Genomic DNA, 16,353 nt, shown 5'->3' with positions numbered 1-16,353 from the left:
GACCTATATTATTCTCAATTTGAGAATAAATGAAAGCCATCGTTCCCGCACTCGTGGAGGCCGTTCCCATGACATCGTCGAATCCCCTGACCGACCGGCTCGGCATTCAGCCCATCATCCAGGCGCCGATGGCTGGCGTGGCCACGCCGGAGTTGGCAGCAGCCGTGTCGAATGCCGGCGGCCTGGGTTCCCTGGGCATCGGCGCCAGCAGCGTCGAGCAGGCCCGGTCAATGATCGAACGGACCCGAGCGCTGACGTCCCGCCCGTTCAACGTCAACGTCTTCTGCCATACGCCCGCAGTGCGCGACGCGGCCCGCGAATCGGCCTGGCTCGCGCACCTGGCGCCGCTGTTTCGGGAAAGTGGCGGTGAGCCGCCGAGCGGGCTCGAGGAGATCTACCGCAGCTTCTTGGAGGACGAGGCGGCCTTCGAGATGCTGCTCGAGACGCGCCCCGCCGTGGTCAGCTTTCATTTCGGCTTGCCGTCCGAGGCGCGGATACGCGCCCTGCGGGAGGCCGGCATCTATACCCTGGCGACGGCGACCAACCTGCCGGAGGCGAGAGAGATCCAGACGCGGGGCCTCGACGCGATCGTTGCCCAGGGCTATGAGGCGGGCGGACATCGCGGCTGCTTCGATCCGCAGGCCGACGATGAACGATTGAGCACGGCCGTGCTCGTTCGCCGGCTGGTCAGGGAGATGGCCCTGCCGATCGTCGCGGCCGGCGGCATCATGGATGGCCAGGGCATCCGGGCGGCCCTGGCGCTGGGCGCCTGTGCCGCCCAACTGGGAACCGCCTTTATCCTGTGCCCGGAATCGGCGGCCAACGACGGCTATCGCTCAAATCTCAAGAGCGAACGCGCCGAGGTGACCCGCATGACATCGGCGCTGTCGGGGCGCCCGGCGCGCGGCATCCTCAACCGCCTGATTCGCCACGCCGATGCCACACCTGGGGCAATGCCCCCCGCCTACCCCGTGGCGTACGACGCGGCCAAGCGGCTCAACGCGGCGGCGGCCGGTCTCGGCCATCATGAATTTGCGGCACACTGGGCCGGCCAGGGCGCGCCACTGGCACGCGAACTCCCCGCCGGCGAACTCGTGAGCCGGCTGCTTCAGGAATGGCAAGACGACGCCTGAGGGCAGCGAGGCGGAAAGTTTGCTTCATCGCATTTCGCCGGGAAATGCGATGCGGATCATCGCGAACAAGCTCTCTCCCATGACCCTGCCGGTTGGCTTGTCCTTGTGGAGCGAATTCATTCGCGAGGGCGGTGGGCACGAAAGGCCGTCATCTCTATCGAAAACGTAACGAACTGTGCCCATCCCGACAGCCGGCTTGAAGGGGGACAACCTAACCCCTAGGCTTCTTCGAGCCAGTCCACGGCGCGCCAACGGTTCGTCCTGGACCCCCATCGACGGCACCTCGCGGTGCGGCGCCTTGGCCCAGGTTCCTGGTAGCGCGGTATCCCGCTCCCTGGATGGCTCGGCAGGCCTTCGTCGACACTTTCGTTCCTGTCAGGCGGGGACCGCATGGCGATGACGACGGACAAGGATTTCGCCCAGCCACGGGCAGACCGCCTGAACGCGGAACGGACCGACATCCACGACTCTTGCCGCATGGAGGCGCCATGAGATCCCTGTCGAGTACCCAGTTCGCGCTGTTCGGCGCCGCACTGATCGCCATCAGTTACGGGCTCGCGCGCTTCGCGTTCGGCCTTTTCGTCCCCCAGATTCGCACCGCGCTGGATCTTTCGCCCTATGTCATCGGCATCATCGGCGCGCTGCCGCTGATCAGTTTCCTGTTCGCCACGGCGATCGCGCCGCTCGCCACCGATTATCTGGGTGCCCGCTACGCGGCGGTGCTGTCCGGCGCCTTCGGCGTCGGTGGCCTGGGACTGATCAGCCAGGCCCCCAACGCCTGGCTGCTCGGCGCCGGGGTGTTCGCGTGCGGCATCTGCACCGGCCTGATGATGCCAGCACTCACGGCGGCCATGCAGGCGCTGGTGAAGCGCTCGATGCACGGCCGCGTCAGTTCGGTGATGAACGCGGGGACCAGTATCGGCGTGATCGTCGCCGTACCCACGGTGCTGTTCCTGGCCGATGCCTGGCGCATCGCCTATCTGTCGTTCACCGTGCTGGCCGTCCTCGGCGTGATCGGCGCCTGGTTCATCCTGCCCTCGGTCGCGCGGATCGTGCCGGCCAACGCCGCGCCACCGGCCCCGCTCCGCGAGCTGCCCTGGTCGCGTCTGTGCCGGCTCACCCTGTTTGCCTACGTGATGGGCTTCGTGTCCTCCGCCTACTGGATCTTCGCCCCCGATCTGGTGGTCAACCTCGGCAAGCTCTCGCCCGCTACCACCGGGTGGCTCTGGCTGGCGGTGGGCGTCGCCGGCCTCGGCGGTGCCGTGGTCGCCGACCTGGCCGATCGCAACAACCCGCCCATCACCCAGGCCCTGATGCTGATGATGCTGGCCGCGAGCCTGGCCCTGCTCGCGGCGAGTCCGAGTCAGCCGCTGCTGGCGACGTTTTCCGCGCTGGTCTTCGGCCTGGCCTACATGAGCCTGACGGGGCTCTATCTGATGACCGGCATCCGCTTGTTGCCGGGCCGCCTGTCGGCGGGGCCCGTGCTGCCCTTCATGGCGGTATCGCTCGGCCAGGCGAGCGGCTCGCCGGCCGTCGGGGGGCTGGTGGATGCCTTCGGCTATGCCGATGCCTTCGCGATGTTCGCCGCGCTGGGCATCCTGGTGTCCATCCTGTCGCCCTTCTATCCAGGCGCCATCGCCCAGAGCGACGATGAGGAAACCGAGGAAGAGACCAGGGAGGAAACCGGTCTTCAGGCGGCCTACGACAGCCAGCTCCAGAATGAGGAAGGCGAGCCGCTGGAGGACCCCACCGAGGACGAGGCGGAAACGCCAACGGAACGCTCATAGGGTTGGTGCCGTCACCTGCCGGCATCGCAGGCGTCTTTTTATCGGCGTCTGCCGCCCCATGCCCCCCTCGGCTGACACCCCGGGACGCCTCACGTCTCAAAGGGACGGGAAGACTTCCTCGCTCGTCGGCGGTGCCAGCGAACGCGACTCGGCCAGCTCGATCAGTCGATGTACCGCCGGCAGACTGGCATCTCGCCGCCACACCAGCATCAGCGGCAGGACCAGATCCAGATCGTCCAGACGATGACTGACCACGCCCTCCGGTGCCCCGGCCATTGTCATCTCCGGCAGGATGGTGCACCCCATGCCGGCCGCCACCAGACACAGCATGGTGGCGTTGTCCGTCCCCTCCTGAACCACGTGGGGCGTGAAGCCACGGCGCTGGAAGGCATGGATCAGCTTGTCGTGATAGGTCGGCGTGTCGCTGCGCTCGAACCAGATGAAGTCCTCGCCGTTGAGATCGGCCAGACGACTTGGTGGACTCTTGGCCAGGGACGATCCGGCGCTGGTCACCAGGACCAGGCGATCCTCGTAGAGACAGTGTCTGCAAAGTTCATCGTCATCCTCCGGCGGGAAGAACAGCATCCCGGCATCGAGCCGTTGCTCGCGAATGCCCTCGATCTGCGGCGCCGAGAGTAGCGACATCACCCTGAGTGTCACCTCGGGATGGCGCAGACGGAAGTCGTTGAGTAATCGCACGATCTGGGGCACCCACAGATGCATGACGGTCACTCCCAGACGTAGCTGGCCGAGCTGACCATCCGCGATCCGGCGGGCATTGTGTTTGGCCTGCTCGAACTCGCCCAGCAACCGCCGCACCTCATCGTGGAAGGCTTCGCCTGCAGCTGTAAGGCGGACCCCATGTCGCGAACGCATTAGCAACGGCGCCCCCACACTCTCCTCCAGTAGTTGCAGTTGCCGCGACAGGGCTGGCTGTGCCAGGGGAATGCTCTTGGCAGCCGCCGATATGGACCCCTCTTCCACCACTGTGACGAAATAACGTAACTGTTTGAAGTCCATGGCATCCCTTGGCGACCACATGATCGCTCACGCACCTTTCATCCAATTTTAGTATGGAAAACACCTAATAAAACTATTTTACCTATAGCCAGTCGAGCAACCACGATGGCCAAAGTCATCCATCCACTACAAACGACAACCATGACTGACTTCATCGATCCTACGTTCTTCGACCACCACCATGCGGCGCTTACCCGGCTGCGTCACGATTTGCACCGCCATCCGGAACTGGGTTTCCAGGAACATGCCACCGCCGAGCGTGTGGCCGCGGAACTGACGCGCCTGAACATCCCTTTCGAGAGCGGCATCGGCGGCACCGGGATCGTCGCCACCGTGACGGGCCAGCTCCCCGACAACGGCCGTCGCATCGGCTTGCGGGCCGACATGGACGCCCTGCCTATCCAGGAGCTCGGCGAGCATCAGCACGCCTCGACGAATCCCGGCGTGATGCATGCCTGCGGCCATGATGGCCACACCACCATGTTGCTCGGCGTGGCCACCTACCTGGCCGCGCACCGCGAGTTCGCCGGCACCCTGTATCTGGTCTTCCAGCCCGCCGAGGAGGGACTGGGTGGCGGACGCGCCATGGTCGAGGATGGTCTGTTCGAACGCTTCCCGATGGATGCCATCTACGCCCTGCACAACTGGCCAGCCCTGCCGGCCGGTCGTGTGGCGGTACGCAGTGGTGCCATCATGGCCGCCACCGATCGGCTGGATATCACCGTGCGTGGCAAGGGCGGCCATGGCGGCGTCAATCCGCATCTGGCCGTCGACCCGGTGCGTACTACCGGCGCCCTTATTCAGGCCCTGCACAGCGTGGTCTCGCGCGACGCTGATCCTCTCGCCCCGGCCGCGCTCAGCCTCTGTGGCTTGCAGGGCGGCGATCTGGATGGCTTCGCCATCATCCCCGACGAGGTGCGTCTCAGTGGCACAGTGCGCACCCTCGACACTGCCACCCAGGACCGTATCGAACAGGCCGTGCGCCGGATCTGTGACGGTATCGCGGCGGCACATGGCAGCGAGATCGCAGTGGACTACCAGCGCATCTTCCCCGCCACGCTCAACGACGCCGAGGCGACTCGCCATGTCGAGGCGAGCGTCGCCGACCTGCTCGGCGAGCAGGCCCTGGTGCGCGATGTTCAGCCGAGCCTGGGCGGCGAGGATTTTTCGTTCATGCTGCAGCGCTGTCCCGGCGCCTATTTCTTCCTCGGCACCGCCGAAGACGATGACACGCCGCCACTGCACAATGCCCGCTTCGACTTCAACGACAACGTCATTCCCGTCGGCTGCCGCCTGCTGGCCGCCATCGGGCTCGGCGCGCTGCGCCAGGGCTGATCCCTGCCCAATCCACGCCCAACCAACACCACAACAAAGAGGCCTCAAATGACCACGAAATCCACGCTTCCCTCCCGGGGGATGTGCGTCTTTTTCCTGCTCTGCGCCCTGGCCATGATCTGGCCCGGCGCACTGCTCGCCAATCGCATCGAGCCCATGGTGATGGGCCTGCCCTTCTTCATGTTCTGGTACATCGCCTGGGTCTTCGCCATGTTCGTCGGCCTGGTGATCTGCTATCGCCGCGACAGCGCCGAGGAGGTCGACGATGAATGATTCGCTGCTGATCACCGTCATGACCTTCGGCTACCTGCTGATCGTGCTGCTTGTGGGCCTGCGGGCCCGGCGCGGCCAGAGTTCTTCGCTGGAGGGCTATGTCGCCGGGGGCCGACACATGGGCCTGTTGGTGCTGTTCTTCATTCTCGGCGCGGAGATCTTCTCCGCCTTCGCCTTCCTGGGTGCCCCCGGCTGGGCCTATAGCAAGGGCGCCCCGGCGCTCTACATCATCGCCTACCTGGCTCTGGCAGTACTGGTCTGGTGGGTAATCGCGCCACTCATCTCTCGGCTCGGACGCCGCCATGGCTTCCTGACCCAGGCCGAGTTCCTGTCCGCCTGCTACCCCACCCGCGGTAACGTTCTGGGGCTGCTGATCGGCATCATCAGCGTTCTGGCCATGATTCCCTACCTGACGATCCAGATCGCCGGCGCCGGCATGCTGTTCGAGGCCGCCACCTCGGGCACCATTCCCTTCTGGCTGGGCAGCCTGGTGGCCTGCGGCGTGGTCGCTGCCTATGTCTACGCCAGCGGCTTGCAGGGCATCGGCTGGACCAACCTGTTGCAGGGTGTGATGATGATCGTCATCGCTTGGGTCCTGGGATTGACCACCGCCGACCAGTTCTTTGGTGGTGTGGGCGAGATGTTCCGAGAGATCCAGCGCCAGGCACCCGAGTACCTGACCATGCCCGGCAGCCAAGGCATGGGCTGGGGCGCCTTTTCTACCGCCATCCTGATCAGCGCCCTGGGCTGCGTGATGTGGCCGCATATCTTCATGAAGTTCTACAGCGCCCGGAGCGAACGAACCCTCAAGCGAGTGTTCGTGCTCTACCCGCTCTACAGCTACCTGCTGGTGCCACTGCTGATCATTGGATTCGCCGGCATCGTGGTGCTCAAGGACAACCCGCTCGATTCACCGGATCAGGTACTGCTGAGTCTGGTGGTGGATATGGCCGACTTCCCGGCCTGGCTGATCGGGCTCGCCTTGTCTGGCGCGTTGGCCGCCGCCATGTCAACGGCCGCTAACCTGGCCCACACATCCGCCACCATTCTGGTGCGCGATATCGGCCAGCATCTGCCCGCTTGGCGCCAGTTGCCTGATCAGCGCGCCCTGAAGCTGACGCGTCTGGGAGTGATCGTCATCTCACTGGCCGCCTATCTACTGGCGCTGGCCAATCCAGGCTCGCTGGTGGCCCTGCTGCTGGGGGCCTACGGTATCGTCGTCCAGCTGCTGCCGATGCTGCTCGGCGCGCTTTTCTGGCACCGGGCGTCACGCAGCGCCGCCTTCACCGGCCTGGCTGTCGGCGCCGGCCTCACTCTCTTCTTCCAGTTCGGCGGCAATGCACCCTTCGGCTGGAATGCTGGCTTCTGCGGCCTGCTGGTCAACGCGGCGATTTTCGTCGCCATGAGCCTGACCGCGCGCCAAGCTTCCAGCCATACGCCGGCGGAGGCCCTGACAACTCGCGCCTGAGCCCTTGTCCAGCAAAGCAAGGCCCGGCATCTCGCCGGGCCGTTTTCTTTTTCCGTTCAGGAATCACGACTCCCGGGAGTGCGGCACGCGACAAGCCCGACCAACACCGCACTCGGCAAGCCCCTCACGCACCCTCCCTTGCCCGGGACGCCGCCTTGGCGGCGCTCATCGCGTTCATGGCGGCGGGTATTCCCGCATACACCGCGATCTGCAGGGCGATCTCGACGATTTCCTCCCGGGTGACGCCGGTGTTCATCGCCGCGCGCAGGTGAAATTCCAGTTGGCCGGGGGCGTTGCCCATGGCGCCGAGCATGGCGACCGTCAGCATTTCGCGGGTCTTGAGGTCGATCCCCTCGCGGGAGACCACATCGGCAAAGGCGAACCCCAGCAGCGTTTCCAGGGCCTGCGGGTGGAAGTCGTCGAGGTTGTCGGCGACCCGCCCCGGCGCCTCGGGCTCCAGGCGTTCGAGCAGGGCCAGTGCCTCCTCGCGTCGATCAGTCCGTGCGCCACTCATGCATTCACCCCTTTCATGCCTTCCGCCGTGTAGCGCTCGCCGGCCACCGGTATCCGGGCCGTGGCCGCTTCCAGTTGCTCGCATTCAGCTTTTGTCAGTGCGATGTCCACGGCGGCGGCGTTCTCGTCGAGGTAGCGCAGGCGCTTGGTCCCGGGGATCGGCACGATGTCATCGCCCTTGGCCAGCAGCCAGGCCAGCGATAGCTGGGCCGATGTGCAGCCTTTCGCCGCCGCCATCTCGGCGATCACATCGGCGATACGCCGGTTATGTTCGATCGCCCCTTCCGCGAAGCGCGGCAGATGGGCGCGGGAGTCCCCTTCCCCGAACTGATCGGTGTCCTGGAAGCGCCCGGTCAGGAAACCGCGCCCCAGCGGGGAGTACGGCACGAAGCCGATGCCCAGTTCCCGGCAGGTGGGCAGCACTGCGTCCTCCACGTCGCGCGTCCACAGCGAATATTCCGTCTGCACGGCGGTGATGGGATGCACGGCATGGGCGCGCCGCAGGGTCTCGGCGCTCACCTCGCAGAGCCCGATGCGGGCGATCTTGCCGGCCTCGATCAGCTCGACCAGCCCGCCGATGGTTTCCTCGATGGGTCGCATGGGGTCGATCCGGTGAACGTAGTAGAGATCGATGCGCTCGACCCCCAGCCGACGCAGGGAGGCCTCGCAGCATTCCCGCGCGTACCGGGCGCTGTTGTCCAGGCTGCGCCGGTATTCGCCGGGGTTGCGCACGATCCCGAACTTCGTCGCGATCGTTACCTCGCGGGACGTGCGTGCCAGGAACTCGCCGATCAGGGTTTCATTGTGATGCGGGCCATACATGTCCGCCGTATCGAGAAAGTCGATACCCCGCTCGACGGCCCTGTCCAGCACCCGCAGGGACTCGCTGTCGTCCCGTGCGCCGTAGAATTCACTCATTCCCATGCAGCCCAGGCCGATGGCCGACACCGACAGATCGGCGCCCAGTGTGCGTTTTTCCATTTCCAGAATCCTCGTGGCATGCTCGCTGAAAATCATTGCACGAGGCCGGGACACCCGACATGCACGATGCCGGAAAGGGGATTTCCACTCACGGAAAACCAGCGTCGCGGGACGTCGACTGGAACGATTCGCGCGCCTTTCTGGCGGTCGTTCGCAGCGGTACCCTGAGTGGCGCGGCGCACAGCCTCGGCGTGGGTGTCGCCACGCTGTCCCGGCGCATCGAACGTCTCGAGGCGGCCCTGAACAGGGCCCTGTTCACGCGCCAGCAGTCGGGCTACCGGCTCACCGAGGACGGCGAGCGTCTCATCGACAAGGCCGAAGCGCTGGAGGCGGCGGCGCATGCCTTTACCGCGGGCGGCGACGACCACGAGGCGATTGCCGGCACGGTCAGGCTGGCCACGGCCGAAAACCTGGCGACCGGCTTGATCCTGCCGGCGCTGGCGGACTTTCGGGAGCGCCATCCCGCGTTGACGGTGGAACTCGTCACGGACATCGCCACGGCCAACCTGCACCGCCGCGACGCGGATCTGGCCATCCGCATGGTCAGGCCGGAACGCGGCCATGTCTCGCTGCGCCGCCTGGCGACGCTGGGCTATGGCCTCTACGCGAGCCCGGCCTACGCCGCCGGGCGCCGAGGCGTCCCTGAAAACGGCTACGACGCCGACCGGTTCATCGCCTGGGATGACGCCTACGCTCACCTGCCCGCCGCGCGCTGGATGGAGCGGACCCTGCAAGGGCGTCGCCCCGCGCTGACGACGACGTCGCTGCGAACCCAGGTCGAGGCCGCCGCCCAGGGGCTGGGGCTTGCCGTGCTGCCCCACTTCACCGCGCGGGAGGCCGGCCTGGTCTGCATCGACCCGGCCATCGAGGTCGAGCAGCCCATCTATCTGGTGATCCAGACCGACCTGACCCGCTCGCCGCGCGTCCGCGCCCTGGCGGACTTCCTCAGCGAACGGGTCATCCAGAACGCGGCGTTGCTCGGCGGCCCCGCGTCACCGCCATCACCTAACGGGCCGTGATACCAGGCAGGTGGTCAGACTCACGGAGTGATCGCGCGGCCATTGTCCCAGGCTCTACGGAGGTTCCATGAACGACAGCGATCTGTTGCAGCATCTGCGCCATCTCGAAGTCGCGCTTCACCAGCCGCTCACGCGCTCGGATCGTGGCCGGCTGGATGAACTGCTCGATGATGAATTCCTGGAATTCGGGAAATCGGGTGCCCGGCTCACGAAGGCCGACATCCTCGAGTGGCTGCCTGTCGAACGCCGCGCGGACACCATCTGGTCGGAAGGTTACGAGATCGCTCGCCTGGCGGAGGATATTGCGCTGCTGACCTACCGGGCGGCACAGGCCGATGACGAAGGCAATTTATCCGCCCACACACTACGCTCGTCGCTATGGATACACAGTGCACGCGGCTGGCGGATCCGCTTTCATCAAGGCACGGCGACCGAGGCATTCCGGCAATGTACGAACTGACGAAGAATCACCTTGGTGAACGATGGCACAGGATGCGCCCATGACTCGAGACGATCTCGCCAACCTTTATCGCGGCTACATCGACTGCCTGAATGCGCAGGACTGGTCGAGCCTGGGCCGCTTCGTCCACGACGATGTGGAACACAACGGCCGCCGACTCGGGCTGGCGGGCTATCGCGAAATGCTCGAGCAGGACTATCTGGCGATTCCGGACCTGCACTTCGCCATCGAACTGCTCACGGCCGACCCGCCCCACGTGGCCAGCCGGCTCCGGTTCGATTGCACGCCAAGGGGGGAGTTTCTCGGCCTGCCCGTCAATGGCCGCCGGGTGACGTTCGCCGAGAACGTGTTCTACGCGTACCGCGACGCCAAGATCGTTGGCGTGTGGTCGGTGATCGACAAGGCGGCGGTCGAAGCGCAGTTGTGACAACGGCTTAATCCTCGAACGAAGCCAGCCACTTGCCAAGCAACTCATCCAGCCTCGCCCGCTCGTCGTCGCTCAGCGCCTCGGTCAAGCGGTGCTGGTTGGCGACGTGTTCGCCCACCACCTGATCGATCAGCGCGAACCCCGCGTCCGTCAGCGCCACCACCGAGCCGCGTCCGTCGTCGGGGTCACGGCGCCGGGTGACGAGACCGGCCTCCTCCAGCCGGTCGATGCGGTTGGTCATCGTCCCCGAGGTGACCATCGTCCAGGCGATCAGCGCGGACGGGCTGAGCGCATGGGGCGGCCCGGCACGCCGGAGCGTGGCGAGCACGTCGAAACCGGCCGCCGTGAGCCCGTGAGCCGTTATCACGCGCTCCATCCCCTGGGAAAGATGCACGTTGAGGCGCTTCACGCGGCCGATGGTCCCCATCGGGGCAACGTCGAGGTCCGGGCGCTCGGCGCGCCACTGCGCGAGAATACGTTCGACTTGATCCATGCCGTCAGGCTAACCGGCCAATAGTTTGACATCAAGATTTATTGGTTTATCTTGACGTCAAACTATCGGAGGACGCCATGTCACGCACCCGGGATCTCTTGCTCACCGCCGCCGCGCCGGCGGTCTGGGGAAGCACCTACCTCGTCACCACGGAGCTGCTGCCCCAGGGCTACCCGCTCACGGTGGGAATGCTGCGGGCGCTTCCCGCCGGCCTGCTCCTGCTGCTGATCGTTCGCGAGCTGCCACCGGCCCGGTGGCTCGGGCGGATCGTCCTGCTCGGCGCGCTGAACTTCACGGTGTTCTGGGCGGCCCTGTTCGTCGCCGCCTACCGGCTACCGGGCGGTACCGCGGCGACGCTCGGTGCCATTCAGCCGCTCATTGTGCTGGTGCTCTCGCGGCTCGTGCTGGCCACCCCCATCCGTGCCGGCGGTCTGGTCGCCGCCGTCGCCGGTATCCTCGGCGTGGCGCTGCTGATCATGGTGCCCAGTACCCGGCTCGATCCCATCGGCGTCGGCGCGGCGTTGCTCGGCGCCCTGTCGATGGGCGCCGGCACGGTGCTGACCCGTCACTGGCAGCCCCCGGCCTCGCCGCTGACCGTCACGGCCTGGCAGCTCGTCGCCGGGGGCCTGCTGCTGTTGCCGCTGGCACGTGTCGTGGAACCGGCGTTTCCCCTGCCGTCGGCCAGCAATCTCGTCGGCCTGGCGTGGCTCGGCCTGATCGGCTCGGCACTCACCTACTACCTGTGGTTCCGGGGCATCGCCCGGCTGGGGCCCGCCACGGTCACCGCATTCGGCTTTCTGAGTCCGCTCACCGCGGTGGCGCTGGGCTGGCTGGTGCTCGGCGAAACCTTCAGCACCACACAGGCACTGGGCGCGCTCATCGTGATCGCCAGCGTCTGGCTCGGTCAGCGCGCCGCTCGCAAGCCCCTCACAACCCCTTCATTGGCGGGAGACAAGGCATGAAGATCATCGTATTCGGCGCGACCGGCGAGATCGGGCATCACGTGGTGGCGCAAGCCCGGCGGCGTGGTCACACCATCACGGCGGTGGCACGCTCACGGCGACGCCTCGAGGAACTGGACGGCACCCTGACACGCCAGGCGGCGGACCTGATGGCCGACCCCGACGCGCCACGACGGCTGATACCGGGACACGACGCCGCCATCAGCACCCTGCGGCCGTCGGCGGGGGCGGAAATGCAGCTCGTCGCCCTCACTCGCGCCGTGCTCTCCGGGGCGGCGAGCGCCGGTGTTCCGGTCTTCGTCACCGGCGGCGCGGCGACTCTAAAGCTGCGCACCGGCGACCCCGCCAGCGTGCTGAACACACCGGGGTTCCTGCCCGAGGCGGTGCGCCCCATCGCCGAGGCCTGCGCCGCACAGGACGCCCTGCTCGACGTCACGCCCGATGCCCGCTGGTACTGCCTGCGGCCACCGGCGATGCTGGTACATGGCCCGGGCACGGGCGATTACCAGTGGGGCACGGATACCCTGGTCAGCGACACGGAAGGTATCTCGCGGATTTCGTATGCCGACTTCGCCTCGGCGATGCTGGATCTGGTCGAGACGGGACACGATCGGCACCCCCGGCGGCTGACGGTGGGGTGGCAACAAGTACCGAACTAGCCGGAACATTACGGCTGCCCCCTTATCGAACACGATAACGTCACATCGCGTTATCCCGGACCTCAGAGGGTATTTACAAAGTCGGCGAGCGAAGGCAAGACAAGGCAAAATCGGCCGAAAAAACGGAGTTTACACGGGGTAAATGAGTATTTTGAGGCCGATTTTAACGCCGTATTGTCGAGCGCAGGCATTTTGTAAACACCCTCTCAAATGGAGAACCGTCCCATGCAACCCCGAACCTTTCTCGTCACCGGCGCGTCGCGGGGGATCGGATGGGCCATTGCGAAGGCATTGGCCGATCAGGGGCATCGGGTCGTCGGGGTGGCACGCCAGGGCGACGCAGCCAACTTCCCGGGCGTCCTGCTGAGCGGCGATCTCTCCCGGATCGATACCACGCAGGACCTGCTGGAGCACGTCAGGGCCGACTACGCGATAGATGGCATCGTGAACAATGTCGGCATCGCCTCTCCCCAGCCACTGGAGTCGCTCGACCTGGCCACCCTGCAGAGCGTCCACGACCTGAACGTGCGCACCGCCATACAGATCGTCCAGGCGTTGATCGCTGGCATGCGAGAGAGACGCTTCGGTCGCATCGTCAACATCTGCAGCCGGGCCATTCACGGCGCCAGGAACCGCACGGCGTATGCGGCCGCCAAGAGCGCGCTGGCGGGCTGCACGAAAAGCTGGGCCCTGGAGTTCGCCGAACATGGGATTACCGCCAACGCGGTCGCCCCGGGCCCTACCGCCACAGAACTCTTCCATCAGGCGCGCCCCGCCGGGAGCCAGGCGGAGCGGGAGGTCATCGCGACCATTCCCATGCGCCGGCTCGGCTCTCCCGAGGAAATCGCGGCTGTCGTCGGCTTTCTGATGTCGGACGCGGCGAGCTTCGTCACCGGCCAGGTCATCGATGTGGATGGCGGCGGCAGTCTGGGCGGACGCTCCTGAGCGTGTCGGCGCCGACGGCGACGAGATAGCGTAGACAGCCTCCTCGCACCGCTGCGCGCGCTTTCCAGCGTCGAGGCAATCGGCCGTGCGCCCATGCGGTAGCCCCTCGATGCACATCGATTGTCGAGCACATACCTTGACGTAAAGATACTTTATATCGAGAATCTAGCCGAACATCGAACCCCTGGAGGACGCCATGTCGAATGCCAACGCCGGGCGCCATGCGCTGGTTGCACTCACCGTCGTGCTGGTGGGGCTGAACCTCCGTCCCATCATGGCGGCCGTCGGCCCCATCCTCGCCAGCGTTCAGTCAGCGACCGGCATCGGCGATACCACCGCCGGGCTGTTGACCACGCTGCCCGTGCTGGCCATGGGGCTGTTTGCCTTGCTGGGCGGCATGCTGCAGCGCGTTCTGGGCGTCGAGAAGACGGTGCAGTACGGCCTGGTGATGGTGGGTGCGGCGACCCTGGCGCGCCTGCCCTTCCACGGCGAGGCGGGCCTGATCGCCACCGCCGCGGCGGGCGGCATCGGTATCGCCGTCATCCAGGCGACCCTGCCCGGGATGATCAAGCGGGACCACGGCGCCAAGGCCGGCCAGCTAATGGCCCTTTACACGGTCGGCATCATGGCCGGCGCCATGGTGTCCTCGTCGCTGGTCGCCCCGTTGTCGGCGATGCAGGGCTGGCCCGTGGCACTATCGGTATGGGCGGCCTTCGCCATTCTGGCCCTGCTCGGCTGGCGCCGGGCCGGCACGCCACGGCCGGGGGCCGACGCCGGCGGCGGACCGGGCCTGCCGATGGCGTCACCGCGCGCCTGGTACCTGATGCTGTTCTTCGGCATCGGTACCGCCGCCTACACCCTGGTGCTGGCCTGGCTGCCGCCCTTTTATGTCCAGTTGGGATGGTCGGAGACGGCCAGTGGCTTCCTGCTGGGCGGGTTGACCCTGGCTCAGGTCGTCGCCGCCGTCGGCCTCTCGTCGGTCGTTGACCGCTTCCCGGACCGCCGCCCGGTGTTCTACGTCATCCTCGTGGTCATCGCCCTGGGTCTGCTGAGCCTGATCGTCGCGCCGCAACCGCTCGCCCTCCCGGCCCTGTTGCTGCTCGGCCTGGGCATCGGCGGGCTGTTCCCGATGTCATTGATCATCGCCGTCGACCATCTGCAGGCGGCGCGCCAGGCGGGCGCCCTGCTGGGCTTCGTCCAGGGGGGCGGGTACATCATCGCCAGCGTCATGCCGTTCCTGGCCGGTCTGCTGCGCGACGCCTTCGATGATCTGACCCTGGCCTGGGGCATCATGCTGGTGGGCATCCTGGTGCAGATGGTCATGGTCCCGCGCCTGTCGCCCGGCGACTCCCTGTCCAGCGAGGACTGGCGCCTTCACAGCACGGCACGGTCATGAGTGGCTGGCTGGCGACACGACCACCAATCCGTCCTGTCCATCCACTCATGCCGTCTCGTTCGGGGCCCGCGCCGTGTAAGACGCCGGCCGTGGGTCGCCGTCTCGGCGATTTCCCGTTCCAGCGCCTTCTGATGTCCAATAATTCAATATGTCCATTTTTCATGGACACCCGTGAAAATTGGACAGCAAGGACCGCCCGCTATTCAGAGACAGCCGTGGAGCCGGCCGCCATCCTCTGACATAGCCCGCCGGGCACACCCCTCAATGCGGCGCGATACGGATGCCCCCGACCCAACGGACCGTCGTCACGAAATCCAGCCAGCTACGCCGGCCGGCCAGCACTTCCCTGCCCAACGTCGTCAGGGCGAGCGTCCGTTGGGGCCATTCGCGGTCGGTGTCGGTGATCGCGAGCAGCGGCCGTGGCGCCTCGATCAGCGCCTGGATCTGCCACCAGAACATCAGGTCGCCCAGGTAGGGCAGCGGTTCGGACTCGCGCATCAAGCGCGAAAACGCCTGGCCGACCGTCAACGGGCCATGGTCGCGGACGATCTCCAGCGTGAGCCGCTCGGTCAGCCCGAGCCCCGTCGTCGGCTCGGACAGTTCCCGAAGGTGCCGGGCGAGCGCCCGCCCCATCATCGGTAACGCCGGCGTGCCGGTGGCGATCAGGGCCTCGAGCGGGTCGGGCCGGTCGGCGACCAGGGCGCCCCAGGCACGCGTGCCGAGTTCCAGCAGCGGGGCCTGCACCGGGCGGCGCTGCCGCCACAGCCAGGCGAGCAGATCGGGGGCGAGCTGGCCGATACCGATGAAACGCGCCACACCGGGGATGCTGTCCACCGCAATCAGCTCGACGCGGACCTCGGGACGCTGCCGATTCAAGCGGTGCAGCAGGTAGGCCAGCAGGAGCTGATCGTAGCTGTCGTGCTCGAACCACAGCACGATGCGTTGATAGCGATCGAGGCTCTCCAGCCGTTCGTAGCTGGCGCGCAGGCGCCCCAGGGCATCCGCCTCGGTCATGGCGAAGGCGCCGGCCAGAAAGCGGGCCCGCAACCGCATCAGTGCGTCCGGCGGCAGATCGACCAGCGGCCCGAGGCAGAACGGGTCGGAAAATTCCAGGAAGTCGCCGACGAAGCCCGCCGTGCGCAGGCCGTGTTCGATATCGTTGCCGCAGCGGATGTGCAGCGTGGTCAGGTCGCGGTCGCCCCGCTCGGCGAGCTGCGCCTTCGCGGCATCGAGCGCGCCGATGTGTGCCTTCAACCGGGCCCAGCTGGCAAACCCCCTTTCCCGGGCGATGACGAACTGGGCGTCGGCCAGCTTGAGAGGCGTCTGGCGCGGCGGCAGATGGTCGAGGACACGCGCCAGGGCGTGGGGCTCGTTCGCCCGAACCGCCTTGAGCAGTTCCTTGGCACGCTTGCGCTGCTGTTCGAGGTTGAGGCGGCCATGGGAGATGGCGTCGGGCCGGCTAGATGGGGTCATACGATTCCC

At 66.5% G+C, this 16,353-nt stretch carries 17 protein-coding genes; 12 read left to right on the top strand and 5 right to left on the bottom strand.

All coding sequences use genetic code 11. The features are described 5' to 3' along the window. Positions 1–68: 68 nt before the first annotated feature. On the top strand, positions 69–1,133 hold the full coding sequence (locus tag KGR00_RS20920) for a nitronate monooxygenase (RefSeq protein ID WP_275423203.1): 1,065 nt from the start codon (positions 69–71) through the stop codon (positions 1,131–1,133). 488 nt (positions 1,134–1,621) lie between these two features. After that, positions 1,622–2,920, top strand: a complete 1,299-nt coding sequence (locus KGR00_RS20915) for an MFS transporter (protein ID WP_224419179.1) — start codon at positions 1,622–1,624, stop codon at positions 2,918–2,920. A gap of 96 nt (positions 2,921–3,016) precedes the next feature. Here the strand turns inward: KGR00_RS20915 and KGR00_RS20910 are convergent, their stop codons facing one another. After that, positions 3,017–3,940, bottom strand: coding sequence for a LysR family transcriptional regulator (locus KGR00_RS20910; RefSeq protein WP_224419178.1), 924 nt, complete (start codon positions 3,938–3,940; stop codon positions 3,017–3,019). Positions 3,941–4,081: 141 nt separating this feature from the next. Between KGR00_RS20910 and KGR00_RS20905 the strand changes: the two genes are divergently transcribed. Genes KGR00_RS20905 through KGR00_RS20895 form a run of 3 tightly spaced genes read left to right on the top strand, consistent with a single transcriptional unit; the run spans position 4,082 to position 7,016 of the window. Further along, positions 4,082–5,275 carry a M20 aminoacylase family protein gene (locus KGR00_RS20905; RefSeq protein WP_224419177.1) on the top strand — a complete coding sequence of 398 codons (1,194 nt, stop codon included), beginning with the start codon at positions 4,082–4,084 and terminating at the stop codon, positions 5,273–5,275. A gap of 48 nt (positions 5,276–5,323) precedes the next feature. Next, positions 5,324–5,548, top strand: a complete 225-nt coding sequence (locus KGR00_RS20900; protein ID WP_224419176.1) for a DUF3311 domain-containing protein — start codon at positions 5,324–5,326, stop codon at positions 5,546–5,548. After that, positions 5,541–7,016, top strand: coding sequence for a sodium:solute symporter family protein (locus tag KGR00_RS20895; protein ID WP_224419175.1), 1,476 nt, complete (start codon positions 5,541–5,543; stop codon positions 7,014–7,016). Before KGR00_RS20900 ends, KGR00_RS20895 begins: the two co-directional genes overlap by 8 nt. A 124-nt stretch (positions 7,017–7,140) precedes the next feature. Here KGR00_RS20895 and KGR00_RS20890 read toward each other — a convergent pair whose 3' ends face one another. Further along, on the bottom strand, positions 7,141–7,530 hold the full coding sequence (locus KGR00_RS20890) for a carboxymuconolactone decarboxylase family protein (RefSeq protein WP_224419174.1): 390 nt from the start codon (positions 7,528–7,530) through the stop codon (positions 7,141–7,143). After that, positions 7,527–8,510 carry an aldo/keto reductase gene (locus KGR00_RS20885; protein ID WP_224419173.1) on the bottom strand — a complete coding sequence of 328 codons (984 nt, stop codon included), beginning with the start codon at positions 8,508–8,510 and terminating at the stop codon, positions 7,527–7,529. The genes KGR00_RS20890 and KGR00_RS20885 overlap by 4 nt, the downstream gene beginning before the upstream one ends. Positions 8,511–8,569: 59 nt before the next feature. On the opposite strand from KGR00_RS20885, the gene KGR00_RS20880 reads away from it, so the two are divergent. The 3 genes from KGR00_RS20880 to KGR00_RS20870 all read left to right on the top strand — a co-directional run bounded on the left by KGR00_RS20880 (position 8,570) and on the right by KGR00_RS20870 (position 10,416). Continuing rightward, positions 8,570–9,529: a LysR family transcriptional regulator gene (locus tag KGR00_RS20880; protein WP_224419172.1), complete on the top strand. Its 960-nt coding sequence runs from the start codon at positions 8,570–8,572 to the stop codon at positions 9,527–9,529. A 67-nt stretch (positions 9,530–9,596) separates the two neighbouring features. Beyond that, entirely contained in the window at positions 9,597–9,989 is a 393-nt protein-coding gene (locus tag KGR00_RS20875) for a DUF4440 domain-containing protein (protein WP_224419171.1), read from the top strand. A gap of 40 nt (positions 9,990–10,029) precedes the next feature. Then, a complete protein-coding gene (locus KGR00_RS20870; RefSeq protein ID WP_224419170.1) occupies positions 10,030–10,416 on the top strand; it encodes an ester cyclase in 387 nt (128 codons plus the stop codon). Between the two features lie 7 nt (positions 10,417–10,423). On the opposite strand, the gene KGR00_RS20865 is transcribed toward KGR00_RS20870, so the two are convergent. Continuing rightward, the gene (locus tag KGR00_RS20865) at positions 10,424–10,909 is read right to left on the bottom strand and encodes a MarR family transcriptional regulator (RefSeq protein WP_129139376.1); all 486 of its coding nucleotides are present in this window, start codon (positions 10,907–10,909) and stop codon (positions 10,424–10,426) included. 77 nt (positions 10,910–10,986) lie between these two features. On the opposite strand from KGR00_RS20865, the gene KGR00_RS20860 reads away from it, so the two are divergent. The 4 genes from KGR00_RS20860 (at position 10,987) to KGR00_RS20845 (ending at position 14,871) form a co-directional block, all read left to right on the top strand. After that, entirely contained in the window at positions 10,987–11,871 is an 885-nt protein-coding gene (locus KGR00_RS20860; protein ID WP_224419169.1) for an EamA family transporter, read from the top strand. Then, positions 11,868–12,530 carry an NAD(P)H-binding protein gene (locus KGR00_RS20855; RefSeq protein WP_224419168.1) on the top strand — a complete coding sequence of 221 codons (663 nt, stop codon included), beginning with the start codon at positions 11,868–11,870 and terminating at the stop codon, positions 12,528–12,530. The genes KGR00_RS20860 and KGR00_RS20855 overlap by 4 nt, the downstream gene beginning before the upstream one ends. Positions 12,531–12,755: 225 nt before the next feature. Continuing rightward, a complete protein-coding gene (locus KGR00_RS20850) occupies positions 12,756–13,475 on the top strand; it encodes an SDR family oxidoreductase (RefSeq protein ID WP_224419167.1) in 720 nt (239 codons plus the stop codon). A gap of 196 nt (positions 13,476–13,671) precedes the next feature. Continuing rightward, positions 13,672–14,871 carry an MFS transporter gene (locus KGR00_RS20845; protein ID WP_224419166.1) on the top strand — a complete coding sequence of 400 codons (1,200 nt, stop codon included), beginning with the start codon at positions 13,672–13,674 and terminating at the stop codon, positions 14,869–14,871. A gap of 261 nt (positions 14,872–15,132) precedes the next feature. On the opposite strand, the gene KGR00_RS20840 is transcribed toward KGR00_RS20845, so the two are convergent. Then, a complete protein-coding gene (locus KGR00_RS20840; protein ID WP_224419165.1) occupies positions 15,133–16,344 on the bottom strand; it encodes a DUF1835 domain-containing protein in 1,212 nt (403 codons plus the stop codon). Positions 16,345–16,353: the final 9 nt, after the last annotated feature.

It is taken from the genome of Modicisalibacter sp. MOD 31.J (assembly GCF_020147985.1).
Lineage (GTDB): Bacteria > Pseudomonadota > Gammaproteobacteria > Pseudomonadales > Halomonadaceae > Modicisalibacter > Modicisalibacter coralii.
This window is presented reverse-complemented; position numbering and strand designations above follow the sequence as displayed.